Source organism: Streptomyces sp. NPDC031479, from assembly GCF_055581065.1.
The window spans coordinates 22,978-49,037 of the sequence record NZ_JBVIKC010000038.1 but is presented as its reverse complement, the minus strand read 5'-3'; the positions used below and the strand labels follow the sequence as shown (position 1 = coordinate 49,037).

The window sequence follows — 26,060 nt, the reverse complement described above, 5'->3', positions numbered from 1 at the left end:
CGGGGGCGGGCAGGCGAGGAGGGCCGGCCGGGCGGGTGGAGAAGGGTCAGGCGGCCGCCGCGCGGGCCGCCCTGCGCATGTCGAGGGAGCCCGCGATGGCCATCCTCAGCACCTCCGAGGTGCCCTCGTAGACGCGCAGGGAGCGGATCTGCCGGTACAGCCGCTCGGTGACCGAGCCCTGCACGATGCCCGCCGCCCCGAGCAGCTGCACGGCGGAGTCGACGACCCCCTGGGCGGCCTCGGTGGCGTGCACCTTCGCGATGTTGGAGTGGCGGGCGAACCGCCGGCTGCCGCGGTCGGTCTCCCAGGCGGCCCGCGCCACGAGCAGCGCGGCCGCGTTCAGCTGCACCTCCATGTCGGCGAGGGAGGCCTTCACCAGCTGGAGGTCGAACAGGGTGGCCCCGTACGCCTCCCGCCCCAGGACGTGGGCGAGCGCGGTGTCGAAGGCCCGCCGGGCGAATCCGAGGGCCGCCGCGCCGACCGTCGTACGGAACCGCTCCAGCAGGTCGACCGCGACCACGAACCCCTTCCCCGGCCGCCCCAGCAGCGCGTCCGCGGGCAGCCGGCACCCTTCGAAGGACAGGTGCGCGAAGGACCGCGGGGCGATCGCGTCGATCCGCTCGACCCGCAGCCCGGGGGTCGACGCGGGCACCAGGAAGGCGGACAGCCCCAGCGGGCCGGGGCCCTGCCCGGTGCGGGCGATGACGACGAACACGTCGGCGATGGTCCCGTTGGCGATCCAGGCCTTGCGCCCGTCGAGCACGTACGAACCGTCCGCCGCGTCCTTCACCGCCTCCAGCCCCACCGAGGCCACGTCCGAGCCGGCCTCCTTCTCGGAGACCGCGAAGGCCCCGATCAGGGTCCCCGCGGCCATCCCCGGCAGGTAGCGGCGGCGCTGCGCCTCGCTGCCGAAGCGCAGCAGCGGGGTCGCGGCCAGCGCCTGGATGGAGAAGGCGAAGTCGGCGAGGTCCTCCGCGTACGCGAGGGCCTCGCGGCGCAGGCACACCGCGCGGAAGTCGTCCACCGGCGCGCCCCGGGGGTCCAGTTCGGCCAGCCAGCCCGCCGCGCCCAGGGCGCGCACGAGCCGGCGCCCGGCCGCGTCCGGGTCGAGGGCGCGGATCTCCTCCCACAGCACCCGGTTGCTGTCGCACCAGGCCCCCGCCTCCTCGGCGAGGCGGCGGTGGGAGTCCTCGTAGAAGGGCAGGGCGAGGACCTCGGGGTCGAAGCTCGTCGTCAGTTCCATCGTCCGGCTCCTCAGATGACCAGGTCGGCGGGGGTGTCGGCAGGGGCGTCGACGGGACCGGCGGCGGGGGTTCCGGAGGCGGGCCCGCCCGAATCGGACGCCCCGGCGCGGACCCGCTTCACCAGGGCGTGCTCGACGAAGTAGGCGAAGGAGGCGTAACCGCGCCAGATGCGGCGCCACTCGCGCTGCACCGCCTCCTCGCCGGAACCGCGCAGCACCTCGTCGAGGTAGGCCACGACGATCTCGGCCGACTGGCGGGCGTGGCCCGCCGAGAAGTTGTCGATGGACAGGTGGGCCTCTTCGTAGGAGACGTCGAGGCCGTGGCGGCGCAGCTTCTGGATCTCGTGCAGCCGCATCGCGCCGAGGCCGAACATCTCGATGCCCAGGTTGTAGCCGAGGATCTCGTTGTAGAGGCTGTCGGGGAAAAGCGACAGGCACACCTGGTGGATGGAGAAGCCGTACAGGTGGTCCGGCAGGTCGCCCTGGTGCAGGAACGCCTCCTGCCGGATGTGCGGCAGGTCCATGTCCATGCTGGCCAGCACCTTGTGGATGATCGTGATGTGGTTCTTGGCCATGTCGCCGCGGCCCATCTCGTCCGCGTAGATGGAGAAGAGCAGGTCGTCGCTGCGCCGGCCGCGGCGGCCCAGGTTGCCGATGCGGTGCGCCCAGGTGCCGTCGATGAGGCTGCCGAGGGCGTACGTCGACTGCTCGAAGACCACTTCGTCGCGGGAGGGGATCTCGGTGAGCGGCTCGTACGGGTCCACCAGCTTGTCCCAGTAGATCCGCTCGACCCGCTCCATCAGCGCCTCGGGCGTGTACGGGAACCAGCTCGCGTCGGTCAGCACGCCGCCTGCCCCGTGCGCGAAGAGCAGTTCGGCGTCGGCCAGCCCGGCCTCGGCGCGGGCGCGGGCCTGCGGCAGCACGTTCGGGTGGCGCTCGAAGGTGACGAGGCGGTGGAAGAAGCGGCGGTGGTCGCCGGGGTCCTCGGGTTCGCGGACCAGCACGTCGGTGGGCCGCACCGTGGCGAGCCGGCCGCTCCAGGCACGGGCCGGCTCGTCGCCCGCGGTGGTGGGCACGAGGTCCGCGCCCGCGGGCTCGCCGTCGGCGACGGCCTGCGCCCAGGCTGCCAGGACGGCCGCCTCCCGCTCGTCGAAGATGCCGAACATGGGGCCGCCGAACTTGATGGACTTCAGGAAGCGGCAGGGGCCGCCGTCGCGGGCGGGCCGGATCTGGCGGGCGGTGCGGAACTCCCGTACGAAGGCGGCCGGGTCGAGCTGCCCGTCGTCGAGCCAGTCGGTGAGCTTGCGGGTGCCGAGGCGCACCGCGCGGTGCTGGCGGCCCGCGTGCGGCGCGTGCCGCTCGACGATCCGCGCGACCCGGGCGTCCAGCGACAGCCCGTCGTGCCAGGCGGCGAGCTCGGCGAGGGCCGCGGTGTGCTCGCGTTCCAGGCGTACGAGGAGGCGTACGGCGGCCAGCGCGCGGCGGCGGTCCTCGGCTCCGGTGGGCGACTGCGCGGTGAAGGAGAGGTACTCGGCGAGCAGCGGGCGCACGTCGCTCTCGGCGAGCATCGGCTCGATGCCGAGCAGCAGGTCGTCCAGGCCGAGCGCGTGGGCGGCGTAGTGGACGCCGACGACCTCGGGGAGGAAGGAGGCCGGCAGCCGGGACAGGGCCAGGTGGAAGGCGCCGTGCAGGGCGGTGAGCGGGCGGGCGCCGGTCTCGTCGAGGAAGGCGGCGGCCTCCACCCCGGACAGGAACACGCCGTGGCCGACCAGGGCCCGGCGGCGCCGGCCGAGCATGCCGGCCTCGGCGGTGCCCTCGCCCTGGAGCAGCCAGTGCTGCCCGAAGAGGCGGCCCACGATCTCGGCGGGCTGGGTCGCGGCCTGCGAGAGGGTGTCCAGCCAGCAGCCGCCGGTCAGCGCCAGGGGGGCGCGCTGGCGCAGCACGGCCGTGCGCACCTCGGGGTCGGGGTGGGTGCGCAGCGGGGCGAGGACGGCGGCGAGTTCGGCGCGGGCCGCCAGCACCTGGGCCGCGGCCTCGTCGGCGTCGGCAGGGTCCCGCAGCTCCGGTTCGTCGGGCTCGGGGGCCAGGAAGGCGGCGAGGACCCGGCGGGCGGCGAGCAGGACGCCCTCGCTCTCCTGGTCGGCGAGGAGCCGGCGGAACAGGCCCGCGGGGGGCAGGGCGGTGATCCGCGCGGCCTCGGCCGCACCGGCCGGGGAGGCCTCGAAGGGGCCGGGCGGCAGGGAGGTGGTCAGGTCGGGGAGGGTGAAGGCGGGCGCGAAGAAGCCGCGCGCCATGTCGAGGGAGGTCTCCTCGCCGGGGGTGAGGGGCGCGTCCATGTCAGTGGTCCCCCTGCCGGGCGGAGTCGGTGGCGCTCGCGGCGGCGGTCGCGGGGAGCTTGCGCAGCAGGACGCCGATCCGCACGCCCGGGACGCTGGAGGCGAGCAGGTAGTGTCCGCGGGGCCTCAGCTCCCCGGCCGCCTCCCGGTCGACGAGGTTGATCAGCGGGTCGGCGGCGAAGCAGTGGCCCACGCGCGGGATGTTGTCCAGGAAGAGCTGTTCGCGGGTGAAGCCGGCCTGGCGTTCCTTGAGGACGACCAGCGGCTTGTAGAGGTTGGGGTGGAGCACCCCCTGGATGTCGCCGATCTTCATGCCGGCCTCTTCGAGGATCTGCCGGTTGACCTCGCGGGCGAGGTCGGAGCTGATCTCGTTGGACCAGTCGAGGCCGGCCGGGTCCTGGGCGCTGGCGCCCGCGACGATCTCGTAGGCGTCCGGGCCGAGGGGGTCGGCGCTGATCAGGCACGAGGCGGCGCCGTCGCTGAAGAGCGCGAAGTTCTCCATGCGGACGGACTCGTCGGTGACCCGGTCGGCGGTGACGACCATGACCCTGCGGTGCATGCCGGAGGCGACGTAGGCCTGTCCGGTGCGGATGCCGGCGAGGAGGTTGGCGCAGCGGCCGAGGGTGAGGCCGGTGAAGGCGGCCGCGCCGAGGCCGGTGGCGGCCATGACGTTCTCCACGAACGCGCCGTGGGTGCGGGGGCCGCCGGGGAAGCGGGTGGAGCACAGGATGAGGCAGTCCACGTCCGCCGGGGCGGCGCCCGCGCCGTCGAGGGTGGCGCGGGCGGTCTCGGCGGCGAGGGTCTCCAGGGCCTTGGCGGTGCGGTGGACGGTGCCCCAGCCCCACAGTTCGGCACGGGGAGGCATGCCGAACGTACGGGCCCGCTCCGCCAGACCGTCGACCGTGGTGTGGGCGGCGGGGAGTTCACCGAGGACGTAGCGGGGCGCGGACAGGTGGACGGCGGGGGCCGCGGATAACGCGGAGGCGGCGGGTGACGCGTACGGAAGGCTCACGGTGCCGGATCGCTCTCTCGGTCGGCGGACGGGGCGGACGGGGCGGGGGCCGCGGGGGCCAGGAGGGCGTTGGCCTCGGCGTACGGGAGGGCGTCCAGGCCGAAGTCGAAGGTGCCGGACCCGGTGATCTCACGGGCGGCGCGGACGAGGGCGCCGAGGGCCGCGCGGGACAGGGCCGAGCCGGTGCTGACGCGGCGCACGCCGAGGTCTCCGAGGTCGGCGACGGACAGCTTGAGGGCGCCGGTCATCAGGACGTTGACGGGCCGGTCCACGGCGGAGCAGACCGCGCGGACGGACTCGGCGTCCGGCAGGCCCGGGGCGTAGAGCACGTCGGCGCCGGCGGCCTCGTACGCCTTCAGGCGGCGGATGGTGTCGTCGAGGTCGGGCAGGCCCTGGAAGAAGTTCTCGGCGCGGGCGGTGACGGTGAAGGGGAAGTCGAGTCCCTTCGCGGCCTCGACGGCGGCGGCGACCCGTTCCACGGCTTCGTCGAGCGGGCGCACGGGGTCCTCGTCGCGGCCCGTGGAGTCCTCTACGGAGCCGCCGACCAGCCCGGCGGCGGCGGCCAGCCGGATGGTCTCGGCGACGTCCTCGGGGCGTTCCCCGAAGCCGCTCTCCAGGTCGGCGGTGACGGGCAGGCCGGTGGCGTCCACGATCGCGGCGGCGTTGTCCAGGATCTCGGCGCGGGTGAGCCGGTTGGCGCCGTCGGGACGGCCGAGGCTGTGGGCAAGCCCCGCGCCGGTGGTGGCGAGGGCGGCGAAGCCGAGGGACGCCAGGATGCGTGCGGTGCCGGCGTCCCAGGGGTTGGGGACGACGAAGGGGCGGGGACCGGTGTGCAGGTCCCGGAAGGTGACGGCGCGCCGCAGTCGGGCCGCGTCGGTGGTGCTGGTCATGGGTTCCTCGCAAGGGCTGGGGTGCGTCGGCCGGTGGTTCAGATCAGCTCAACGTACTCATCTCCGCTGCGGGTCGGCGCCGCGGCCGCGCGGGCCAGGGGGCGCAGGACGGCGGTGACGGCGTGCGGCCGGTCCTCGAAGTAGAAGTGGCCGCCGGGCGTCCAGTGGAGCTCCGGTTCGGTGGCGCACTCGCGGGCCCAGGGGCCGAGCGCGGCGGGGCTGACGTGGGGGTCGTCGGCACCGTTGAGGAGGACGAGCGGGACCGTGAGGGGGGTGTCCGGCGCGTAGCGGTAGCCGGCGACCATCCGGAAGTCGGCCTTCAGGTGCGGCAGGAGCAGTTCCTGGACGGCTTCGTCCTCGATCACCTCGGGGGGCAGTCCGCCGAAGAACCGTACGGCCTCGGTGAAGGCGCGGCCCTCCAGTGCGGCGGCCTCGACCACGCGGGGGGTCGGCAGCAGCGAGGGGGCGGAGCAGCCGGAGGCGACGAGGCCGGCGAAACCGCGGATGCCGTCGAGGCGGCGGGCGACCTCGAAGGCGAGGGCGGCGCCGAAGCTGTGGCCGAAGAGGAGGAAGGGCCGGTCGGCGTCGGCGGCGAGGGCGATGGCGGTGGCGGCGCCGTCGGCGAGCTCGGCGAGGGAGGCGGGGGCCGGTTCGCGGAAGCGGTGGCCGCGGCCGGGCGGGCAGACGGCGAGGATCCGCGCGTCGGGCCCCATGGCGGGCTGCCAGTCGAGGAAGGTCCGGGGGTTCCCGCCTGCGTGCGGGAAGCAGTAGACGCGGGCGGCGGGGTCAGGGCCGGGCGTGGTCTCGGACGTCAGGAACCAGGGCGAGGGAACCACGAGGATCAGCCATTCCTTTGCCGGTCGGTCGGAGGCGGGAGGGGAAGCAGTGCAGTACGGGGCCGTGGCGGTGGATCAGTTCCAGCCAACGTCGTTGGTGGAGGTGGGCTGGGGGGTGGGGGTGGTGCCGGGCTGCGGGTTGTTCCAGCCGACGTCACCGGCGTCACCGGCGACGACGTGCGGGTTCGCGTTGTTCCAGCCGACATCGCCGAGGCGCAGGTGGCTGACGGAGTCGGCCGTGGAGGCACCGTGGGCGAGGCCGGTGACCGCCGTACCGACGCCGAGGGCGATGCCCGCGGCGGCGAGAACCGCGCGGCCGCGGATTCCCGAAACGCGGCCGGCCCGACGAGTCACCATGTGGTTCTTCCCCATTTTGCCCAGTCCCCTCAAGTCGTTTCGTCTTCGGCCATTCCAGGAACGCCAAACCGAGGCGGGTTTCCGGCGGTGGTGATCTCCGGGGCGCCTTGTCGGTGTTCGTTCCTGCGGTGAGACCAAATCTCCCCTGCCGGGTCACGACGAGGTAGACCTACGATGGCTCCGGTTTACGCATTGCGGGAACCCACGGGGTCTCAACCGCCATAAACAGCTGCATACCGGACAGACAGGGGTGGCACGTGGACGTAGTTAAATACGTCAAAACCGCACAAAGCGGTGCACCTGAAGCGCTGTGCGCGGCTGCGGCGGGGGAACCGCAGGCGTTCTTGCGGGAACTCGCAACGCACCTGGGCCTGCTGGCGCAGGAAGCCGCACAGCAGGCGGCCCGGCCCACCCCGGCGCCCGCGGTGGAGTCCCGTCCGGACGAGGAGGTCGTGGGACCCGGAGTGCGGTACCTGCACGGCCTGGGCAGCATCTCGACGGCGATCAACGAGGCACTGGGCGCGGTCCGCCGGGACATCCTCACGGCGCAGCCCGACGGGGCGCGGCCGAGCGCGGTGCTGAAGGACGCGCTGGAATCCGTGCGCCGGCACATCTCGGCGGGGATCGCTATGCGGACCCTGTATCAGCACACCACGAGATTCGACGAGGCGACCAAGGAATATGTCCGCGCCGTAACGGAATACGGCGCCCAGGTTCGCACCCTGGAAGAATTCTTTGACCGTTTGATCATTGTCGACGATGTCGCCTTCATTTCGGCGAACGAGGACCGTACCACGGCGATCTCCATTACCGAACCGACTATCGTACGATTTCTTCGCGACACGTTCGACAAGGCCTGGGACAGGGCGAAGCCCTTTCCCTTCGTCCCGCTGCACGCGGCGAAGGCGGCCGACGAGGTCGTCCCGGCGATCCGGGAGTCCATCAGTCGACTACTGGTGGAGGGTTACTCGGACAAGGCCATCGCACGCCGCATAGGCATCAGCGAACGTTCCCTCCAGGCCCACATCGCGGCCATCAAGCAGGAACTCGGGGCCCTGAACCGATTACAGCTCGGCTACCTCCTGGGCCGCAACGAGGCCACCTACGTCCTGTGACCCCGGGGGATCCCGGCGCGGGAGCCCCCGCCGGGATCCCCCGGGGTCAGGTCCTCACTCGGGCACGCCCGCCGGGCGCGGGGCCGGCCGGGGGCGTCTGCGGGAGACGGCCACGCCGCCGAGGCAGATGGCGCCGCCCAGCAGGGTCAGCCAGCCCGGGACCTCGTCGAGGACGAACCAGGCGATGACCACGACGACGGCGGGCACGGCGTAGGTCGTCGCGCCCATCTTCCCGGCGGTGGTGCGCGACAGGGCGTAGGTCCAGGTGGTGAAGGCCAGGGCCGTCGGGAAGAGGCCCAGGTAGACCATGTTGAGGGTGGCGGTGAGCGGGGCGTCCGGGACCTGGTCGATGAGCTGCCCGGCGAACGGCAGGGTGCAGACCGTGCCGACGAAGCAGCCGTACGTGGTCACCTGGAGCGGGTTCGCGTGCCGCAGGGCGGGCTTCTGCGACACCACCCCGGCGCCGTAGGCGAGCGCGGCGACCAGGCAGAGCAGCACGCCGGTGAGGGAGGAACTCCCGCCCTTGGAGGTGGACATCCCCACGACGGCCGCCCCCACGAAGGACACGCCCATCCCCGCCAGCAGCATCGGCGGGAAACCCTCCTTGAGCAGCCAGCCGCTGAGGAGGGCGATGACGATGGGGCCGATGTTGACCACCATGGCGGCCGTACCGGCGTCGACCCCCTGCTCACCCCAGTTCAGCGTCACCATGTACAGCCCGAACCAGAGCACTCCGGACGCCAGGATCCCGGGCCACGCCTGCCGCGACGGCGGCGGCACCCGTTTGACGAGCAGGACCACCCCCAGCGCGACGGAAGCCGTCAGCAGCCGCCCCAGCGCGAGCGCCCCGGGCCCGAAGTACTCGGCGGACGCGCGGATGGAGACGAATGCGGAGGCCCACATCACGACGGTCACGGCAGCCGCCGACAGGGCACGTTGATCGGTTCTGGACTCGCCAGCCGTTTGATCCATCCCCCGATGTTGGCAGGGATTGCCTTCTGCGGAGGGCGAGTTGGCCCGCATGCGCCCCACCGGGGTCTACCTCCGGCCACCTCCGGCCGGCCCCACCCCGGCCCCCATCCGGCCCCGCCCCGCCCCGCCCCGACTCCGGCACTCCGGGCGGTGCACGCGCGGCGGATGAGGACTCAGGGGGTGGTGAGGAGGGTGCGGAGGCGGGTGGCATAGGCGTGGGGGTGGGTGGTGTTGCCGTTGTGGCCGCCCGGGAAGGTGTGTATCCCGGTGCCCAGGAGCTCCGCCAGGGCGGTCGCGCAGCCGTGGTCGAAGACGGTGGCCGGGGTGGTCGCGCCGACGGCGGCGAGGATGCGGGTCGTCGAGCCGGCCAGGGCGGCGGGGTCGAGGGTGTCCCGGGCGGCGGCGAGGACGTCGTGCTCCAGGAAATATCCGAAATTGGCGCGGCGGCGCTCGTCCATGGGCTGCGGGGTGAGGTCCGCCTCGGTCTCCTGGCGGACGGGGTCTATGCCGAGCGACCGGGCGACCTCGGACAGGGTCGCGGCGAGCCCGGCGTCGCGGTAGAGCTCGCGGAGCCCGACCAGCTCCGCTTCGTGCCGGACGCGGTCGGCCGCCGGCAACAGACGCGGGGCGACCGGCTCGTGGGCGACGAGGGTGGACACCTGCCCGGGGTGACGGACGGCCAGGTGCAGGCCGATGACCGCGCCCAGGCTGCATCCGAGCATCAGGGCCGGCTCGTCGGTGACGGCGGCCAGCAGCCGGTGGACGTCCTCGGCGTGCTCGGCGAGGGAGGTGGTCCGCCCCGGCTCCGCGAGCCGGCTGCGGGAGAGCCCCCGGCGGTCGTAGGTCAGGACCGTGAAGGCGTCGGTGAGGTGCGGGACCAGGTCCACGGTGCGGTCCGCGTCGCCCTCGCCGCTCTGCGAGATGAGCAGCAACGGCCCGGAGCCTTCGAGCCGGTAGTACAGGGTCGCGCCGGGAACGGGGAGCGAGGACATCTGACGGGTGCTGGACATGGTGACGTGACTCCTTCGTGCGATCGACTTCGTACGGTCGGGGCGCGGACCCCTCGTCCGCCGCTCTGCAATCACCGTAATCCATCGAGATCGATGCATCAAGAGAGATGGATCGATTCCGATGAATCCATTGCGATGCAGTAGGGTGGAGCGGTGGACGGAATCGAACTCTTCCTGCTGGGCCGCGCCTTGATGAAGCTCGGCGAGGAGGCCCTGCCCGAACCGCCCGGCGGCTCCGGCCGGTACGCCGGCGGCACCCGCTCCGTCGTCATCGTCGCCGGGGACATCGCCGCCCACCCGGACACCACCGTCGGCGAGACCGCGCAGCGCACCGGCCTGCCGCAGAGTCAGGTCTCGGGCGCCGTCGCCCGCCTGCGCGAGGCCGGCTCCGTCGAGACGGCGCCCGACCCCGCCGACCGCCGCCGGACGCTGGTGCGGCCCTCCCCCGTGGTCTCCGCCCGCGTCGCGGCCGTACGCGCCGGGGGCGGCTCCAAGGTCGAGGAGGCCCTCGCCCGGGCCCTGGGCGAGGAGGGCGCCGAGCGCCTCCCCGAGGTGACGCGGGCCCTGGAGGTCCTCGCCCGCCACCTCGCCGTCCGCCCCGGGCACTGACCGCCCGCCGTGGACGCCGGCCGCCGGCCGCACGCACCGGCCGCCGGTCGCGGACACCGACCTCCGGCCGCACGCACCGGCCGGCGGTCGAGGGCACTCCCACGGCACGCCCCCGCGAGGTGATCCGGCTCACAAGGTGTCACAGCCGCGGTCCCACCGGTGTCTTGAGGCCGAACGAGGCCGGACCGAAGGAGAGACACCATGACGCAGCGCACCGAGGTGGTCGTGATCGGCGGCGGTTACGCCGGAGTGATGGCCGCCAACCGCCTGACGCAGCGCGACGACGTGACCGTGACGCTGATCAACCCGCGCCCGGACTTCGTCGAGCGGATCCGCCTGCACCAGCTGGTGGCCGGGACGCACGAGGCGGTGCTCGACTACCGCAAGGTCCTCGCCGGGGACGTCCGGCTGGTGGTCGACAGCGCGACCCGGATCGACGCGGCCGCACGCACCGTGACACTGGCGACCGGAGCTCCCGTCGCCTACGACTACCTCGTCTACGCGGTGGGCAGCGGCAGCGCCGACCCCCGCGTGCCCGGCGCGGCCGAATTCGCCCACCCGCTGGCCGGCCTGGAGGAGGCGAGGCGGCTGCGCCCGCTCCTCGACGCCACGGATGCGGCGGCCCCGGTGACGGTGGTCGGAGGCGGCACGACCGGCATCGAGACCGCCGCCGAACTGGCGGAGCGGGGCCGCGCCGTGACCCTGGTCTGCGGCGGCCTGCTCGGGCCGTCCCTGCACCCCCGGGCCCGGCGCGCGGTGGCCCGGCAGCTGGCGAGGCTCGGAGTGACCGTGCTCGCGGGCCCCGACACGAGGGTGACGGCCGTCTCGCGCGATGCCGTGCGGCTCGGCGGAGGCCGTGAACTGCCCAGCGCGGTGACCATCTGGACGGCGGGATTCGGCGTGCCCGACCTGGCCGCCCGCAGCGGGCTGACCACCGACGCCCTGGGCCGCCTGCTCACGGACGAGACGCTGACCAGCGTGGACGACGTACGCATCGTCGCGGCCGGTGATTCGGCCGCCCCGTCGGACCTGCCGTTCAGGATGAGCTGCCAGGCCGCCGTCCAGCTGGGCCCGCAGGCCGCCGAGACCGTGCTCGGCCGGATCGCCGGGACCCGGCCCGAGCCCGTCGACGTGGGGTTCGCCGCCCAGTGCCTCAGCCTGGGCCGCCGCGCCGGCGTCCTGCAACTGGCCCACAAGGACGACACCGTCAAGAAGTACCACCTGGCCGGCCGGCCGGGCGCGCTGGTCAAGGAGCTCATCTGCAAGGGCATCCCCTGGCAGCTGGGGTACGAGGCCCGCAGGCCCGGCGCGCGCACCTGGTGGGCCAAGGACGAGAAGCGCCGGCAGCCGCTGCGCGCCGAGCGCGACGCGACACCGGCCACCCCCTGAATCCCCGACCGGACCCGACCGCCCCGACCGGACCCGCCCCGACCCGACCGCCCCGCCCCGCCCCGTCTACGACAAGGACCCCCTGTGGACGCACGCCTGAGCGACCATGCCGCCGGACCGGCGACCGACACCTTCGTCTCCCTGCGCAACCTGCTCTTCACCGTCGCCTACGAGATGCTCGGATCGGCCGCCGACGCCGAGGACGTCCTCCAGGAGACCTGGCTGCGCTGGGTCGAGGTCGACCCGGCACAGGTCCTCGACCACCGCGCCTACCTGGTCCGGATCACCACCCGCCAGGCGCTGAACCGGCTGCGCACGATGCAGCGCCGCAAGGAGGCCTACGTCGGCCAGTGGCTGCCCGAGCCGCTGCTCACCACGCCGGACGTGGCCGAGGACGTCGAGCTCGCCGAGAGCGTGTCGATGGCGATGATGCTGGTCCTGGAGACGCTCTCGCCGACCGAACGCGCCGTCTTCGTACTGCGCGAGGTCTTCGACGTCGACTACGAGGAGATCGCGGCCGCCGTCGAGAAGACCCCGGCCGCCGTCCGCCAGATAGCGCACCGCGCGCGCCGGCACGTCGACGCCCGCCGCCCCCGTCAGACGGTTTCCGCGGGCAGGGCGCGGGCGGCCGTGGAGGCGTTCCGGCTCGCCCTCGAAACGAGGAACCTGCAGGACCTCCTCGACGTGCTCGCCCCCGAGGTCGTCCTGGTGAGCGACGGCGGCGGCGTCAAGCAGGCCGCGCTGCGGCCGGTCGTCGGCGCCGGGAAGGTGGCCCGCTTCTACCTCGGCGGCTCCGCCAAGTCCGGGTACGCGGTCACCTGCGAGCTCACCGCGGTCAACGGCAGCCCGGCCCTCGTCGTACGCCTCGACGGGGAGATCGACGGGATCATGGCGGTCCGCGTCGAGGACGCCCGCATCAGCGGCCTCTACTACGTCCGCAACCCCGCGAAGCTCGCCCGCGTCGCCTCCGAGACGCCGCTGACCCTCCGGTGACCCCCTCCACCCCCGCGGTGGACCCCCGCGCCGTCAGCCGGACGCCGGCGCGGGGACGAAGGACGCCAGGTCCTCGGCGAGCGCGCGGACCACGTCCGCGTGCCGCTCGGCCAGGTAGAAGTGCCCGCCGGGGAAGGAGCGGAAGGTGAAGGCCGCCCCCGTCAGCTCCCGCCACCCCATGGCCTCCGCCACGCTCGCCCGTGGATCGGACTCCCCGCACAGCACGCTCACGGCGGTGCGCAGCGGCGGCCCCGGCTCGTACCGGTAGGTCTCGACGGCCTTGTAGTCGCTGCGCAGCGACGGGAGGATCAGCTCCCGGAACTCCGGGTCCGCCAGCAGTCCGGCGTCGGTGCCGGCGAGTGCCGTCAGCTGTCCGATCAGGGCGTCGTCGCCCTGGAGGTGCAGGGTCTCCTCGCGGTGCACGAGCGGGGAGCGCCGCCCGGACAGGACCAGGCCGCGCGGGCCCTCCCCCGCGCGTTCCCACCGTCGGGCCAGCTCGAAGGCGAGTACGGCGCCCATGCTGTGCCCGAACAGCACCACGGGCCGCTCCCGCCACGGCAGCAGCGCCCGCTCCACTCCGTCGACCAGCCCGGCCACCGTGTCCGGGCCGCTCTCCCCCAGCCGCTCCTGGCGGCCGGGGTACTGGACCGTGAGCACCTCGGCGTGCGCGGCGAGGTCGCGGGAGAACGGGAAGTAGAAGGAGGCGTTCCCGCCCGCGTGCGGGAGGACGACCAGGACGGGCGCGGTCGGGAGGTGCGCCGTCGGGTGGAAGCGGCGGAGCCAGGGGTCGCGGCGGGTGCCGGCGGGGGCGGTCATCGCGCTTCCCCGCCGAAGTGGTCGTCGAGCAGCAGCTTCTTCTGCGGCTTGCCCATGGCGTTGCGCGGTACGGAGGCCACGAAGCGGACCTCGCGGGGGCGTTTGTGGACCGACAGGTGGGCGGCGACGAAGTCGGTCAGTTCGGCGCCGGTGACCCCTTCGGCGACGACGAAGGCGACGATCCGCTGCCCGAGGTCGGTGTCGGGGACGCCCACGACGGCCGCCTCGCTCACCTTGGGGTGGTCCAGCAGGGCGTTCTCGATCTCGCCCGCGCCGATGCGGTAGCCACCGGACTTGATCATGTCGATGGAGGCGCGGCCGACGATGCGGTGGACGCCGTCGCTCTCGTCGACGGTCGCGATGTCGCCCGTACGGAACCACCCGTCCTCGGTGTACGCGGCCGCGGTGGCCTCGGGGCGGCCCAGGTATCCGGAGAACAGCGTGGGTCCGGTCAGCTGGAGTTCGCCGATCTCGGCGCCCGGCTCGGCGGCGATGCGGGTCCGGATGCCGGGGAGCGGGGTGCCGACGGTGCCGGGGCGCACCGCGCCGCCGGCCCGGCCGCTGACGGTGATCAGCGTTTCGGTCATGCCGTAGCGCTCGACGGGGCGGTGCCCGGTGAGGCGTTCCAGGTCCCGGAAGACGGGGGCGGGCAGCGGGGCGCTGCCGGAGACCAGGAGGCGGGCCCCGGACAGGGCGGCGGCCGCCCCCGGGTCGGCGGCCACGCGGGACCAGACGGTCGGCACCCCGAAGTACAGGCTGCCGCCCGCGGCGGCGTAGGCCTGCGGGGTCGGGCGGCCGGTGTGCACGAGGCGGCTGCCGGTGCGCAGGGCGCCGAGGACGCCGAGGACGAGGCCGTGCACGTGGAAGAGCGGGAGCCCGTGCACGAGGGTGTCCTCGGCGCTCCACTGCCAGGCTTCGGCGAGGGCGTCGAGGTCGGCCGCGAGGGCGTCGGCGGCGAGGACCACGCCCTTGGGCGGGCCGGTGGTGCCGGAGGTGTACAGGATCAGCGCGGGATCCCGCGGGGAGGCGCCGGGAGCGGCGGAGGGCGGTGCGGCGCGCCGGGCGAAGTCGACTTCGATCCCGACGGCGCCGGAGTCGCGCAGGATGTGGTCGCGTTCGGCGGGGCCGGCGTCGGGGGGCAGCGGTACGCAGGGCACCCCGGCGAGCAGCGCGCCGACGACGGCGGCGACGGTCTCCAGGGAGGCGGTCGCGGTCACGGCGACGGCGGGGGCGCCCGCGATGTCGGCGGCCACGGCGCCCGCCGCGCCCAGCAGTTCCTCGTACGAAGCGGTGCGGCCGGCGACGCCGATGGCGTCCGCGCGGTCGCCGTACGTCCCGTCCAGTGCGGTCAGCACGCGGCAACTCCCTGTCGGTGGTGGGAGGCCAGGCTACGTTCCCCCGCCTGACTCCCGGCCGAGCGGCCCCGCCCCGCCCACCCCTGGGGCGGGGCGGAACCACCACGGCCGTGCGGGACGACGCGCGGGAGCGGTGCCCGGTACCGGTGACCGGGACGGCGTCCGGTACCGGTGCCCGGGACCGCGCCCGCGACGGCGCCCGCGACTGCGTTCTGGCTAGATGACGCCCTGGGCCAGCATCGCGTCGGCCACGCGCTCGAAGCCGGCGATGTTGGCGCCCGTCACGTAGTCGCCCGCGGCGCCGTAGCGGGCCGCCGTCTCGTGGGAGACCGCGTGGATCGACCGCATGATGCCCGCGAGCTCCTCCTCGACCTTGTCGCGGCTCCACGCCACCCGGCCCGCGTTCTGCGCCATTTCCAGCGCGCTGACGGCGACGCCGCCCGCGTTGGCGGCCTTGCCCGGCCCGAAGGCGACGCCCGCCGCCTGGAACAGGTGCACCGCGTCGGGGGTGGTGGGCATGTTCGCGCCCTCCGAGACGGCCTTGACGCCGTTCGCGACGAGCGTGCGCGCGTCCTGGACGCCCAGCTCGTTCTGGGTCGCCGACGGGAAGGCGACGTCCGCCGGCACCTCCCAGACCCGTCCGCCCCGCACGAAGCGGGCCGAGGACCCGCGGCGGGCGGCGTACTCGTCGATGCGGCCGCGCTCGACCTCCTTGATCTGCTTGAGCAGGGCGAGGTCGATGCCCTTGTCGTCGACGACGTAGCCAGAGGAGTCGGAGGCCGTCAGCGGGTTGGCGCCGAGCTGCTGGAGCTTCTCGATCGTGTACAGGGCGACGTTGCCGGAGCCGGAGACCACCGCGGAGAGGCCGTCCAGCGACTCGCCGCGGACCGCGAGCATCTCGGAGGCGAACAGCACCGCGCCGTAGCCGGTGGCCTCGGGGCGGATCGCGGACCCGCCCCAGCCCTGGCCCTTGCCGGTCAGGACGCCGGCCTCCCAGCGGTTGGTGATGCGCCGGTACTGGCCGAAGAGGTAGCCGATCTCGCGGCCGCCGACGCCGATGTCACCGGCCGGGACGTCGGTGTGCTCGCCGATGTGGCGGGACAGCTCGGTCATGAAGGACTGGCAGAAGCGCATGACTTCGGCGTCGGACTTGCCGCGCGGGTCGAAGTCGCTGCCGCCCTTGCCGCCGCCGATGCCGAGGCCGGTCAGGGCGTTCTTGAAGATCTGCTCGAACCCGAGGAACTTCACGACGCCGATGTCCACCGACGGGTGGAAGCGCAGGCCGCCCTTGTAGGGGCCCAGCGCGCTGTTGAACTCGACGCGGTAGCCGCGGTTGACGTGCACCCGGCCCCGGTCGTCGGTCCACGGCACGCGGAAGATGATCTGGCGCTCGGGCTCCAGGAGCCGCTCGACGAGGCCGGCCTCGGCGTACTCGGGACGTGCGGCGAGAACGGGGGCCAGGGTGTCCAGGACCTCACGTACGGCCTGGTGGAACTCGGGCTGTGCGGGGTTGCGGCGCTCGATGTCCGCCCGCAGTACGTCCAGCCTGTCCTTGGCGTCGGTCACGTCTGTTTCCTCTCCGATGTCTGTCGGGGGGCGTGCGGGCCCGGCCGAAGGAGCGTACCGCGCCCGGGCTGTGCCCCGGCAAAGCCTCTCCCAAGGCGCTGAACTGGGACTTTGGGCCGCGTCGGATATGTCGGGACGTGGCCGTCGGCGAGCCGTAGGATCGCCCCGGACCGGCTCCCCGTCGCTTGGACGGTCCGACGGGGGGCGACACGAGCGCGAGGAAGAGGGCTGCGTGGAGACGGCACGGATGGCTTCGCTGATCGCGGCGGTGGTGACGACGGGTCTGGTGAGCGGGCTCTTCTACGGATTCGCGGTGGCGGTCATGCCCGCCCTGCGCGGTGCGGGCGACCGGACGGCCGTGGAGGTGATGCAGCGGGTCAACGTCGCGATCCTCAACGGCTGGTTCCTGGCCGGGTATCTGGGCGCGCCGCTGTTCACCGGGCTCGCCCTGGTCCTGCACCTGCCCGCGGACGGGCGGGAGGTGCTGCCTCCGCTGATCGGGGCGTTCGTGGCGAGCGTCCTCGCGCTGGTCGTCACGGGGCGGGTGAACATCCCGCTCAACAACGCCCTGGAGCAGGCCGGCCCGGCGGACGGACTGGCCGACCCGGCCGCCGTGCGCCGCGCGTTCGAGGGCCCGTGGGTCCGCGCCAACGTGTGGCGCACGCTGTTGTGCACGGCGGCGACCGGCCTGCTGGCGTGGGCACTGGTCCTCTACGGACAGTCCCGCTAGGGGGTGTCGCGGCCGTGCAGGAGGAGGGCTCGGGCCAGGGCGGTCAGGGCGGCGGTGCAGAGCAGCGTGCGGATGATGTTCGTGGTGACCCAGGTGCCCTTGAACTTGTCGAGCACCGGGAAAGCGGTGGCCTTCGCCGCGTCACCGACGGCCGCGAGCTCGTTGTTGAGCGGGATGTTCACCGTGAAGGTGATGACGAGGACGGCGAGGTAGGCGGCGGCGGCCGCGCCCGCACAGAGCGCGACCCGGCGCCGCCCGCCGCGGAACTCGACGACCGCCGAGGCCGCCGCGGCGAGCAGCGCGAGCAGGAAGACCGTGCCGAAGAGGCCGTTGCCGTCGATGGCGGCGTTGAAGTGCTGCATGGCGGTGACGTACGTACGGTCGTCGGAGGCGGCCAGCCCCGGCATCACCGAGATGTCGAAGGCGAAGAACAGGCCCGCCATCAGGCCGACCAGTACGGTCGCCAGCCCCAGCAGGAAGCCCGCCGCCCGGGTTCTTCCCCCGCCCTCGTGTCCGCCACCGCGCGGTCGTGTCCGTTCCGCTTCCATGGGCGTGTCCTCCCCCGTCGCCGACGGGCCTCGTGCCCGCGCGCGGCCGATGGTGGCATCCCGCCCGGCCACGCGGCCAGGGTTTTGCCGCGACGCGCTACGGGCGTCCCGGGCGCGTCCCGGGTGCGTCCCGGGTGCGTCCCGGGTGCGCGGGAAACCGGCTATCCGATTTCTTTTCCGGCTCCACCCGATTCGCAATCAACAAACGGAGTCCGAATACCGAATGCCGCACAGATCTTTCTCATCGGATACTCCAGGCCAATTCCAGGCCCCCTCCACCGAGGCTCCAACGGAATACAAAAAGGCTGCCGCGATCCGATGCGCATCGGATCGCGGCAGCCTTGAGAAAACGACCTGGGGCGGCTCAGCCGGCCTTACGACGGAAGTTGCGGTTCTGGACGTTGGGCCCGTTGAGCCCGTTGATCTTGGACCGTCCTTCCAGGTGAGCCTGCTGCGAGCGGTTGGTGCGGACCTTGCGCTCCAGAGCCTCGCGGAACTTTCGCTTGCTATCGGTCTCAGCGGCGTGGTTTTCCGGCGTATCAGTCATACGTACCTCCTGAGCATTTTCTAGAGCCGTTTTAGTGTGACATCCCAGCAGCGATATGGCGACCCTCTTCCCCGCCCGACTGAACAAATCCAGCCACCCTCCCGACTTTTCGTGAAGGGGAGATGCGGAAGGCCCGTCCGGCACGCCGGAAAGCGTGCCGGACGGGCCGGTGGCGGGCGGGGCGGGTCAGGCCACGTAGCCGGCGAGTTCGGCGGCGAGCGCGGCGTCCACGTTGGCCTTCAGGAGGGTTCCGCTCTCCTCGTGGCTCTCGGCGAGGATCTCCCCGTCGGAGTGGATCCGCGCGACCAGGTGGCCCTCGGTGTACGGGATGAGCACCTCGATCTCGGTCTCGGGGTGCGGCAGCCCCGCCTCGATCCGGGCCAGCAGCTCGGGAACTCCCTCCCCGGTACGGGCGGACACGACGACGGCTCCCGGCTCGGCCGCCAGCAGCCGCTCCAGGGTCTGCGCGGAGGCGGTGTCGGCCTTGTTGACCACGACGACCTCCGGCACGCCGGCGCCGCCGACCTCGCCGACGACGGCGCGCACGGCCTCGATCTGGGCCTCCGGGTCGGGGTGCGAGCCGTCGACCACGTGCAGGATGAGGTCCGCCTCGGCGACCTCCTCCAGGGTGGAACGGAAGGCGTCGACGAGCTGGTGGGGCAGGTGGCGGACGAATCCCACGGTGTCGGCCAGGGTGTAGGCCCGCCCGGCGGGCGTCTCGGACCGGCGCACGGTCGGATCGAGGGTGGCGAACAGGGCGTTCTGGACGTGGACCTCGGCCCCCGTGAGCCGGTTGAGCAGCGAGGACTTGCCCGCGTTGGTGTAGCCCGCGATGGCGACCGAGGGGACCTTGTTGCGACGGCGCTCCTGGCGCTTGAGGTCGCGCGCGGTCTTCATCTCGTCGATGTCCCTGCGCATCTTGGCCATCTTGTCGCGCAGCCGGCGCCGGTCCGTCTCGATCTTCGTCTCGCCGGGGCCGCGGGTGGCCATGCCGCCGCCCCCGGCGCCGCCGCCGCCCATCTGCCGGGACAGCGAGGCGCCCCAGCCGCGCAGGCGCGGCAGCATGTACTGCATCTGCGCGAGCGCGACCTGCGCCTTGCCCTCGCGGGACGTGGCCCGCTGCGCGAAGATGTCGAGGATCAGGGCGGTCCGGTCCACGACCTTGACCTGGACGAACTCCTCCAGCCGGACCAGCTGGGAGGGGCTCAGCTCGCCGTCGCACACCACCGTGTCGGCACCGGTCCGCTCGACGATCTCGCGCAGCTCCTTCGCCTTGCCCGAGCCGATGTAGGTGGCCGGGTCCGGCTTGTCGCGGCGCTGGATGACTCCGTCGAGCACGAGGGCGCCCGCCGTCTCGGCGAGGGCGGCCAGCTCGGCGAGTGAGCTCTCCGCCTCCGCGGCCGAGCCGGAGGTCCACACTCCGACCAGCACCACGCGTTCGAGGCGGACCTGACGCTGCTCGACCTCGACGACGTCGCGCAGTTCGGTCGACAGGCCTGCGACGTGGCGCAGTCCGGTCTCCTCCCGGGCGTCGATGGCGTCGGCGGCGCCGATGGGGCGGGTGGTGGTGCCGGGCTGCTCTGTGGCGGTCATGCGCTTCCTCTCAGAAGGGGTGGGTGGGGTGGATCACTGGTTCAGACGGCCGGTGAGACGGATGTCCGCGGAGGACGATCCGACGGTGACCGTGCGGGGGCCGGGGGCGTTCTGCCAGGCGTGCCCGCGGGTGTCCCAGTACTGGAGCCGACGGGCGTCGACGGGCAGGGTGACGCGCTTCTCCTCGCCCGGCTCCAGGGAGACCTTGGTGTAGGCGGCGAGTGCGCGGACGGCCTGCGGGGCGGAGACGAGGCCGCTGGGGCCGAGGTAGACCTGGACCGCCTCCTTGCCCGCGACGGAGCCGGTGTTGCGGACCGTGACGTGGACGGCGGCGCCCGCGCCGGTGCGTTCCACGGCCAGGTCGCGGTAGTCGAAGGTGGTGTAGGACAGGCCGTGCCCGAAGGGGAAGAGCGGGGCGACGCCCTGCTGCTCGTACCAGCGGTGGCCGACGTTGACGCCCTCGCTGTACGTCTGCTTGCCGCCGACGCCGGGGAAGCGCTCGGGGTGCCCGGCCATCGGCTGGGCGCTCTCGGAGGCGGGGAAGGTCTGGGTGAGCTTGCCGCTGGGGTTGGCGTCCCCGTACAGCAGGGCCGCCGTGGCCCGGGCCCCTTCCTGGCCCGGGTACCACATGTCGAGGACGGCGGCGGTGCCGGAGAGCCACGGCATCAGCACCGAGGAGCCGGTGTTGAGGACGACGACGGTGTTCGGGTTGGCCCGGGTGACGGCGGTGACGAGCTCGTCCTGGCCGTCCGGCAGGGAGAGGGAGGGGCGGTCGTAGCCCTCGGAGCCCTCGTCCTGGACGAAGACGACCGCGGTCCGGGCGGCGGACGCGGCGGCGACGGCGCGGTCGAGGTTGCGCGCGGCCTGCTCCGGGGTGACCCAGGTGAGGTCGACGGACAGCGGGCGGTCGGGCCACGCCCAGCCGTTCATGGACAGTTTGTGCGTGCCGCGGGTCAGGCGCAGGACGACGCTGGTGGTCTCGCTGAAGGAGTCGGCCGCGTAGACGGGGCTCTGGCCGTCGATCTGGAGGACGGCCAGGCCGCCGTCGACGCGCAGGCCGATGCGGTAGTCGCCGTCGGCGGGAACGGTCAGGGTGCCGTCGTAGAAGGTGCGGTCGCCGCCCGGGTCGAGCTGCCTGCCACCCGTGAAGGCGGGGCTGAGCTGCTCGGCGGTGAGCGGTGTGCCGAGGCGGTCGACGCCCGGCTCGTAGCGGACGGTGGCGCCGGATCCGGCCCGTTCGCGCAGGGCGTCCAGGGGCGCCCCGGCACCGTCGGGCACCACGTGCGCGCTGCCCAGGCCGGACACCTTGGGGCGCAGGGCGCTGTCGCCGATGACGGCGAGGTCCGAGCCGGCCGGGCCGGTGAGGGGCAGGGCCGGGCGGCCGGCGACGGTGGTGTTGCGCAGCAGGACGGCGCCGTTCTCGGCGATCCGGCGGGCGGTGTCGCGGCCGGCCTGTGCGTCGCGCGCGGGGCGCGGGCGGGCGGCGTCGAGGAGGCCGAAGCGTTCCATCTGCCCGACGATGCGGGTGACGGAGCGGTCGAGGGCGGCCTGGGGGACGGTGCCGTCGCGCAGGGCGGCGCGCAGGGCGGCGCCGAAGTGCCTGGCGTCGGGGACCGGGTCGGTGGGCTTGCCCATCTCCAGGCCGAGTTCCTGGTCCAGGCCCTTGGTCAGGTCGGTGGTGGCGTGGGTGGCGAGCCAGTCGGACATCACCCACCCCTTGAAGCCCCACTGTTCGCGCAGGACCTTCTGCAGGAGCTGGTCGTTGCCGCAGGAGGGGGTGCCGTTGACGCCGTTGTAGGAGCACATGACGGCGGCGGCGCCGGCGTCGACGGCGCTGCGGAAGGCGGGGAGTTCGACTTCCTGGAGGGTCTGCTCGTCGATGGAGGCGTCCACGGTGAAGCGGTCGGTCTCCTGGTTGTTGCCCGCGAAGTGCTTGACCGTGGCCATCAGGCCCTGGCTCTGGATGCCCTTGATCTGGGCGGCGGCGGTGCGGGAGGTGACGAGGGGGTCCTCGCTGAACGTCTCGAAGTTGCGGCCGCCGTGGGGCACCCGGATGGTGTTGACCATCGGTCCGAGGACCACGTCCTGGCCCAGGGCGCGGCCCTCGTGGCCGAGGACGGTGCCGTAGGCGGTGGCGAGGGAGTCGTCGAAGGTCGCGGCGAGGGCGGTCGGGGTGGGCAGCGCGGTGGCCCGCACCCCGTTGAGGCGGACCCCGACGGGGCCGTCGGAGGCCTGGAGCGGCGGTATTCCGAGGCGGGGCACGCCCGGCAGGTAGCCGACGCCGCGGGCGAGGGGGCCGCCGGTGGGACCGGCCGTCCAGTGGACGAAGGACAGCTTCTCGTCGAGGGTCATCCGCGCGACCAGCGCCCGGACGCGGGGGCTGCCCTCGGTGGCGGCCCCGACGGCGTGCCCGGCGGCCGGGGTGAGGAGGCTGCCGGTGCAGAAGAGCGCCGCGCAGACGGCGAGCACGCGAGCGGCCCGGCGCGGGCCCCGCCGCCCAGGGCTGCGGAGTCTGCTGCGGAGGCGGGGTATCGGGTCCCCTGGCGTGCGGGACGGCATGTGGTCTCCCTGGGTGTGGGCGCGCAGCTGCCCCGGGACGGACGCCGGGTACGCGCACCTCCACGCTTCCGGAGATCCGCCGGGGTGGCGAGGTTCCCCGGCCACACTGTTCGGAGTACGCGGTTCCGGTGCTGTTCGGCCGTACGGGGAAAGGGATCCGCGGGGCCGGCGGCCCGCGGCGGGCGCCGCGGAGGGCGACCGAGGGGCCCCGTACGGGCTCCGGCGGGCCCCGGGTGGTGGCCGGGTCACCACCCGGGGCGGTGCGCGTCGGCGGTGGGCCGGGACCGGGCGGCCACCCCGGCCGGCGCCGGGAAGTGTGGTTCCGGCCTACCTGGGCGCCCGCCGGTACGGGGGTGACGGTGGAGGTACCCAATTGACCTGCCCCGGCCCCCACGTTCCGGGGTGCAGAACGCGAGGAGCGCCATGAGGGCCATCCGCCCGGTGGAAGCCGAGACCCCGACAGGTGACCAGTCCGCGGAGGTGCGGGCGCTGTGCACGTCGGTGCTGGGGTCGCTGCGCCGCCGGGACCAGCGTCACAAGGGCGAGCTCTACGTGCACGGGCTGCTGAACACCCCCGGCCGCAAGACGATGCGCAACCTCGCCGCGACCACGGGCCGCCGCTCGGCGGAGCAGAGCCTGCACCACTTCATCAGCTGTTCCACCTGGGACTGGTCGCCGCTGCGGGCGGAGCTGACGGCCGGGCTGGAGCGGCTGCTCGCGCCGCGGGCCTGGGTGGTGCGGCCGCTGGTGATCCCGAAGACGGGCCGTCATTCGGTGGGTGTGGGGCGGCGGTTCGTCCCGCAGCTGGGGCAGGTGGTCAACAGCCAGCACGGATACGGGCTGTGGCTGGCCTCGGGCGCGGGCGCGGCGCCCGTCAACTGGCGGCTGTCGCTGAGCGGCGACTGGCTGGACGACACGGAGCTGCGCCGGCGGGCCGCGATACCGGAGGACTCGGCGGATCCGCGCACGGCGGAGGCGCTGGCCGTGGACATGGTGCTGGAGACGGCCGGATGGGGCGCCTCCGCGCTGCCGGTGGTGGCGGACGCCCGGGAGGAGGGCGTGCTGCCGCTGGTGGAGGCGTTCTCCCGGGCGCGGCTGCCGTTCCTGATCCGGGTGGGAGCCGGTACGGGGCTGCTGGCGCCGAGCCTGTCCGCGGGGCGCAGCCGGGCGGTGGCCGGGTCGGCGGGCGGGCTCGCGGAACTGGCGCGCTCCCAGCGGCGCCCCGTGCAGTGGCACGACCCGGCGTGGCCGGGGCACACCCGGACCTCGCTGGTGGGTCTGCTGCCGGTGCGGCTGCCCGGCGGGCCGCCCGGGCCGTCGGCGCTGACCCTGGTCGGGGTGTGGGATCCGGACCGCCGGGAGGTGGCGGAGCTGTGGCTGACCGGCATGTCCGGCGCCGGCCGGGGTGCCCTGTTGGGGCTGGGCCGGCTGATCGGGCGGGCCGACGCCGACTTCCGCGGGACGAGCCTGTCGGTGGGGGCCCTGGACTTCGAGGGGCGTTCGTACCACGGCTGGCACCGGCACGCGACGCTGGTGTCGCTGGCCCACGCCTCGCGGCTGCTGGGCGGCGGCCTGCACCTGGGGGGCGGGCAGGTCACGTCCGCACCGTTGCAGGGGGGCCGGCGGGTTCGGGGTCGAGGCAGGTGCGCGCCCGTTGCAGCCGCAGGGCGAGCTGGAGTTCCAGTGCCTGGTCCGGATGCTGCCAGTCACGGCCCAGCAGCTGGGTGATGCGCTCCAGGCGGCGGGAGACCGTGTTGGGGTGGACGTAGAGGATCTCGGCCGCGCGGGTGGGACTGCCCGCGGCGCTGAACCAGCCCTCCAGGGTCTCCACCAGGTTGCCGAAGCGTTCCGCGTCGTGGTCGAGGAGCGGGCCCAGGGTGCGTTCGACGAATCCGGCGATGTCGTGGTCCCCGGCGAGGAGCATGCCGAGGAAGCCGAGGTCGCGCGCGGCGGCGGAGCGGCCCGTCCCGCCGAGGGCGACGAGGGCCTGGAGGCAGCGCACGGCCTGCTGGTAGGCGGTGTGGACGGCGTCGGCACCCCGGGTGGGACCGCAGGCACCGGCGGTGACCTGGGCGCCGGTGGCCGCTGCGAGGGCGGCGCGGACCTCCTCGGCGACGGCCGCCGCGTCCTCGCCGGGCAGCAGCAGGACGAGCCGGCCGGCCTGGACGGTCTTCATGCCGCGCCGGTGGCGGACGTAGCCGCTGGCCCAGCTCTCCACGAGGTCGGTGGCCCCGGTCTGCGGGTCCGCGACGACCACCACGTGCGGGCGGTGCAGTTCGGCGGCGAACCGGCTGGCCCGTTCGACGAGCCGCTCGGGCGGCCCGTCCCAGGTGGTGAGGTCGGCCAGCAGGTCGTCGTGGACCTGTCCCTCGACCGTGCCGGAGCGCTGTACGACGAGCAGCAGCGCCACGGTACGGGCGTAGGAGACCAGGAGCTGGTCGGCGGGCGCCCCGGCGCCGGCGGCCGGGTGGAAGAGCAGGCAGCCGATGTCCTGGGAGCGCACGGAGAGCGGCACGACCCAGGTGCCGTCGGACAGGGGGCAGGCGACGCCGGTCGCCGCCGCGTTGAGCCGGACGCGGGCCAGTTCCGCGTCGTCCGTGCGCGGCAGGCGGCCGTGTTCGGCGAGCCGTTCGCCGCCCTCGCCGCGGACGGCGAGGCTGCCGCCGAGGTCCGCCGCGGCACGGGCGAGGAGCGCGTCCAGGCCGAGGCCGTCCAGGACGAGCTTGGCCAGGTCGTTCTGGACCCGGTGGGCGCGCAGGGCCTCGCTGAGGGAGGCGCGCACCCGCACGTCGGCGCGGGCCAGTTCGGCGTTGGCGGTCCGGACGCCCTCCAGGGTCCGGGCGGTCCGGACGGCGCTGGCGGAGAGGTCGGCGAGGGAGCGCATGAGGGCGACCTCGTCGGGGGTGAAGTGGTGGATGCCGCGCGCGGCGACGTACAGGTGTCCGATGTGACGGCCGTCGGCGCACAGCGGGACGCCGAGCACGGCCTGCAGGGCCTCGGCGTGCAGGACCTCGTCGAGGGCGGTGGCGTGGGTGGTGCGGTCGTCGGCGAGGTGGTCGGCGGTCCAGAAGGGGGCGGGCGGTTCGCCGGGAACGGCGGCGGGCACGGCCCCGGCGGGTATCCGGTAGCCGACGGTGAGGGCGCTGACCGCGCCGTCGGCGGTGGTGAGGGTGGCGTCGCCGGTGTCCTCGTCGACCAGGACGGTGCAGGCGAGGTCCATGTTGGTCATGAGGCGGGCCCGGCGGGTGATCAGGCGCAGGGTCTCGTCGAGACCGCCCGGGCTGCTGAGGTCGCGTGCGGCGTCGACGAGGGCGGCGAGTTCGGCCTCGCGCCGGCTGCGCCGTTCGAAGAGGGCGCTCACCTCGCGGGCCAGGAACGTGGCACGTTCGAGCCGTTCGGTGCGCGCGGCGCCGGAGCGGGCGCCGGCGAGGAGCTGGTCGTAGGCGCGGGCGGGCGCCTCGCCCGCCAGGAGTTCGAGGACGCGCAGTACGTCGTCCTCGGTCTGGGAGTCCTCCCCCGTCATCGCTACCCCCCTGGGACGAAATCGGCCGATCTGTTCGGTGGCCGGGAACGTAACGTCCGCC

Annotated in this window: 21 protein-coding genes and 1 pseudogene; 6 read left to right on the top strand and 16 right to left on the bottom strand. The window is 73.9% G+C overall.

The genetic code is table 11. The features are described from left to right. Positions 1-46: 46 nt before the first annotated feature. The 6 genes from ACZ5D2_RS30885 to ACZ5D2_RS30860 all read right to left on the bottom strand — a co-directional run bounded on the left by ACZ5D2_RS30885 (position 47) and on the right by ACZ5D2_RS30860 (position 6,674). Complete coding sequence (locus ACZ5D2_RS30885; protein WP_266845151.1) at positions 47-1,243, bottom strand: acyl-CoA dehydrogenase family protein; 1,197 nt, start codon at positions 1,241-1,243, stop codon at positions 47-49. Between the two features lie 11 nt (positions 1,244-1,254). After that, positions 1,255-3,579 (bottom strand): iron-containing redox enzyme family protein, encoded by a 2,325-nt coding sequence (locus tag ACZ5D2_RS30880; RefSeq protein ID WP_331733411.1) that lies wholly within the window; start codon positions 3,577-3,579, stop codon positions 1,255-1,257. Between the two features lies 1 nt (position 3,580). After that, positions 3,581-4,591, bottom strand: a complete 1,011-nt coding sequence (locus tag ACZ5D2_RS30875) for a beta-ketoacyl-[acyl-carrier-protein] synthase family protein (RefSeq protein WP_468933893.1) — start codon at positions 4,589-4,591, stop codon at positions 3,581-3,583. Then, positions 4,588-5,481, bottom strand: a complete 894-nt coding sequence (locus ACZ5D2_RS30870) for an isocitrate lyase/PEP mutase family protein (protein WP_331733418.1) — start codon at positions 5,479-5,481, stop codon at positions 4,588-4,590. The genes ACZ5D2_RS30875 and ACZ5D2_RS30870 overlap by 4 nt, the downstream gene beginning before the upstream one ends. 38 nt (positions 5,482-5,519) lie before the next feature. After that, positions 5,520-6,317: a thioesterase II family protein gene (locus ACZ5D2_RS30865; protein WP_331733421.1), complete on the bottom strand. Its 798-nt coding sequence runs from the start codon at positions 6,315-6,317 to the stop codon at positions 5,520-5,522. A 75-nt stretch (positions 6,318-6,392) separates the two neighbouring features. Continuing rightward, positions 6,393-6,674: a hypothetical protein gene (locus ACZ5D2_RS30860; protein ID WP_356225225.1), complete on the bottom strand. Its 282-nt coding sequence runs from the start codon at positions 6,672-6,674 to the stop codon at positions 6,393-6,395. Positions 6,675-6,931: 257 nt separating this feature from the next. Here ACZ5D2_RS30860 and ACZ5D2_RS30855 point away from each other — a divergent pair, with 257 nt between their 5' ends. Further along, entirely contained in the window at positions 6,932-7,789 is an 858-nt protein-coding gene (locus ACZ5D2_RS30855; RefSeq protein WP_331733427.1) for a helix-turn-helix transcriptional regulator, read from the top strand. A 54-nt stretch (positions 7,790-7,843) separates the two neighbouring features. Here ACZ5D2_RS30855 and ACZ5D2_RS30850 read toward each other — a convergent pair whose 3' ends face one another. Together ACZ5D2_RS30850 and ACZ5D2_RS30845 are read right to left on the bottom strand one after the other, a co-directional pair. Beyond that, entirely contained in the window at positions 7,844-8,761 is a 918-nt protein-coding gene (locus ACZ5D2_RS30850) for a DMT family transporter (RefSeq protein ID WP_331733430.1), read from the bottom strand. A gap of 173 nt (positions 8,762-8,934) precedes the next feature. Then, the gene (locus ACZ5D2_RS30845) at positions 8,935-9,771 is read right to left on the bottom strand and encodes an alpha/beta fold hydrolase (protein WP_331733434.1); all 837 of its coding nucleotides are present in this window, start codon (positions 9,769-9,771) and stop codon (positions 8,935-8,937) included. A gap of 153 nt (positions 9,772-9,924) precedes the next feature. Between ACZ5D2_RS30845 and ACZ5D2_RS30840 the strand changes: the two genes are divergently transcribed. From ACZ5D2_RS30840 to ACZ5D2_RS30830, 3 genes are all read left to right on the top strand, one after another. Next, the gene (locus tag ACZ5D2_RS30840; RefSeq protein WP_331733437.1) at positions 9,925-10,380 is read left to right on the top strand and encodes a MarR family winged helix-turn-helix transcriptional regulator; all 456 of its coding nucleotides are present in this window, start codon (positions 9,925-9,927) and stop codon (positions 10,378-10,380) included. A gap of 201 nt (positions 10,381-10,581) precedes the next feature. Beyond that, positions 10,582-11,769 (top strand): NAD(P)/FAD-dependent oxidoreductase, encoded by a 1,188-nt coding sequence (locus tag ACZ5D2_RS30835; protein ID WP_331733440.1) that lies wholly within the window; start codon positions 10,582-10,584, stop codon positions 11,767-11,769. Positions 11,770-11,865: 96 nt separating this feature from the next. Continuing rightward, positions 11,866-12,762, top strand: coding sequence for an RNA polymerase sigma-70 factor (locus ACZ5D2_RS30830; RefSeq protein ID WP_331733701.1), 897 nt, complete (start codon positions 11,866-11,868; stop codon positions 12,760-12,762). A 33-nt stretch (positions 12,763-12,795) separates the two neighbouring features. Here ACZ5D2_RS30830 and ACZ5D2_RS30825 read toward each other — a convergent pair whose 3' ends face one another. The 3 genes from ACZ5D2_RS30825 to gdhA all read right to left on the bottom strand — a co-directional run bounded on the left by ACZ5D2_RS30825 (position 12,796) and on the right by gdhA (position 16,499). After that, positions 12,796-13,578 (bottom strand): thioesterase II family protein, encoded by a 783-nt coding sequence (locus ACZ5D2_RS30825; RefSeq protein ID WP_331733443.1) that lies wholly within the window; start codon positions 13,576-13,578, stop codon positions 12,796-12,798. Continuing rightward, positions 13,575-14,933 carry an AMP-binding protein gene (locus ACZ5D2_RS30820; protein WP_468933883.1) on the bottom strand — a complete coding sequence of 453 codons (1,359 nt, stop codon included), beginning with the start codon at positions 14,931-14,933 and terminating at the stop codon, positions 13,575-13,577. The genes ACZ5D2_RS30825 and ACZ5D2_RS30820 overlap by 4 nt, the downstream gene beginning before the upstream one ends. 216 nt (positions 14,934-15,149) lie before the next feature. Then, positions 15,150-16,499, bottom strand: a complete 1,350-nt coding sequence (gene gdhA / locus ACZ5D2_RS30815) for an NADP-specific glutamate dehydrogenase (RefSeq protein ID WP_468933880.1) — start codon at positions 16,497-16,499, stop codon at positions 15,150-15,152. Positions 16,500-16,731: 232 nt separating this feature from the next. Here gdhA and ACZ5D2_RS30810 point away from each other — a divergent pair, with 232 nt between their 5' ends. Next, positions 16,732-17,229, top strand: coding sequence for an anthrone oxygenase family protein (locus ACZ5D2_RS30810; RefSeq protein ID WP_468933877.1), 498 nt, complete (start codon positions 16,732-16,734; stop codon positions 17,227-17,229). Here the strand turns inward: ACZ5D2_RS30810 and ACZ5D2_RS30805 are convergent. From ACZ5D2_RS30805 to ACZ5D2_RS30790, 4 genes are all read right to left on the bottom strand, one after another. Further along, positions 17,226-17,777, bottom strand: coding sequence for a DUF1772 domain-containing protein (locus tag ACZ5D2_RS30805; RefSeq protein ID WP_331733455.1), 552 nt, complete (start codon positions 17,775-17,777; stop codon positions 17,226-17,228). The two genes, ACZ5D2_RS30810 and ACZ5D2_RS30805, sit on opposite strands and share 4 nt — an antisense overlap. Positions 17,778-18,141: 364 nt before the next feature. Beyond that, positions 18,142-18,324, bottom strand: coding sequence for a DUF5302 domain-containing protein (locus ACZ5D2_RS30800; RefSeq protein WP_266845177.1), 183 nt, complete (start codon positions 18,322-18,324; stop codon positions 18,142-18,144). A gap of 186 nt (positions 18,325-18,510) precedes the next feature. Then, positions 18,511-19,917, bottom strand: coding sequence for a GTPase HflX (hflX, locus tag ACZ5D2_RS30795; RefSeq protein WP_331733460.1), 1,407 nt, complete (start codon positions 19,915-19,917; stop codon positions 18,511-18,513). Between the two features lie 33 nt (positions 19,918-19,950). Further along, positions 19,951-22,386, bottom strand: coding sequence for a beta-glucosidase (locus ACZ5D2_RS30790; protein WP_468933873.1), 2,436 nt, complete (start codon positions 22,384-22,386; stop codon positions 19,951-19,953). Between the two features lie 513 nt (positions 22,387-22,899). Here ACZ5D2_RS30790 and ACZ5D2_RS30785 point away from each other — a divergent pair. Continuing rightward, on the top strand, positions 22,900-24,204 hold the full coding sequence (locus tag ACZ5D2_RS30785) for an IS701 family transposase (protein ID WP_468933870.1): 1,305 nt from the start codon (positions 22,900-22,902) through the stop codon (positions 24,202-24,204). Here ACZ5D2_RS30785 and ACZ5D2_RS30780 read toward each other — a convergent pair. Then, positions 24,194-25,999: pseudogene (locus ACZ5D2_RS30780) on the bottom strand (helix-turn-helix domain-containing protein); the annotation flags it as partial. The gene ACZ5D2_RS30785 and the pseudogene ACZ5D2_RS30780 sit on opposite strands and share 11 nt — an antisense overlap. Between the last annotated feature and the right edge of the window lie 61 nt (positions 26,000-26,060).

Bases quoted from the DNA above. Each gene is read 5' to 3' on its own strand.
- ACZ5D2_RS30850 (WP_331733430.1), bottom strand. From the start codon at position 8,761: ATGGATCAAACGGCTGGCGAGTCCAGAACCGATCAACGTGCCCTGTCG.
- ACZ5D2_RS30880 (WP_331733411.1), bottom strand. From the start codon at position 3,579: ATGGACGCGCCCCTCACCCCCGGCGAGGAGACCTCCCTCGACATGGCG.
- ACZ5D2_RS30870 (WP_331733418.1), bottom strand. From the start codon at position 5,481: ATGACCAGCACCACCGACGCGGCCCGACTGCGGCGCGCCGTCACCTTC.
- ACZ5D2_RS30885 (WP_266845151.1), bottom strand. From the start codon at position 1,243: ATGGAACTGACGACGAGCTTCGACCCCGAGGTCCTCGCCCTGCCCTTC.
- ACZ5D2_RS30785 (WP_468933870.1), top strand. From the start codon at position 22,900: ATGAGGGCCATCCGCCCGGTGGAAGCCGAGACCCCGACAGGTGACCAG.
- ACZ5D2_RS30805 (WP_331733455.1), bottom strand. From the start codon at position 17,777: ATGGAAGCGGAACGGACACGACCGCGCGGTGGCGGACACGAGGGCGGG.
- ACZ5D2_RS30800 (WP_266845177.1), bottom strand. From the start codon at position 18,324: ATGACTGATACGCCGGAAAACCACGCCGCTGAGACCGATAGCAAGCGA.
- ACZ5D2_RS30860 (WP_356225225.1), bottom strand. From the start codon at position 6,674: ATGGTGACTCGTCGGGCCGGCCGCGTTTCGGGAATCCGCGGCCGCGCG.
- ACZ5D2_RS30825 (WP_331733443.1), bottom strand. From the start codon at position 13,578: ATGACCGCCCCCGCCGGCACCCGCCGCGACCCCTGGCTCCGCCGCTTC.
- hflX (WP_331733460.1), bottom strand. From the start codon at position 19,917: ATGACCGCCACAGAGCAGCCCGGCACCACCACCCGCCCCATCGGCGCC.
- ACZ5D2_RS30835 (WP_331733440.1), top strand. From the start codon at position 10,582: ATGACGCAGCGCACCGAGGTGGTCGTGATCGGCGGCGGTTACGCCGGA.
- ACZ5D2_RS30845 (WP_331733434.1), bottom strand. From the start codon at position 9,771: ATGTCCAGCACCCGTCAGATGTCCTCGCTCCCCGTTCCCGGCGCGACC.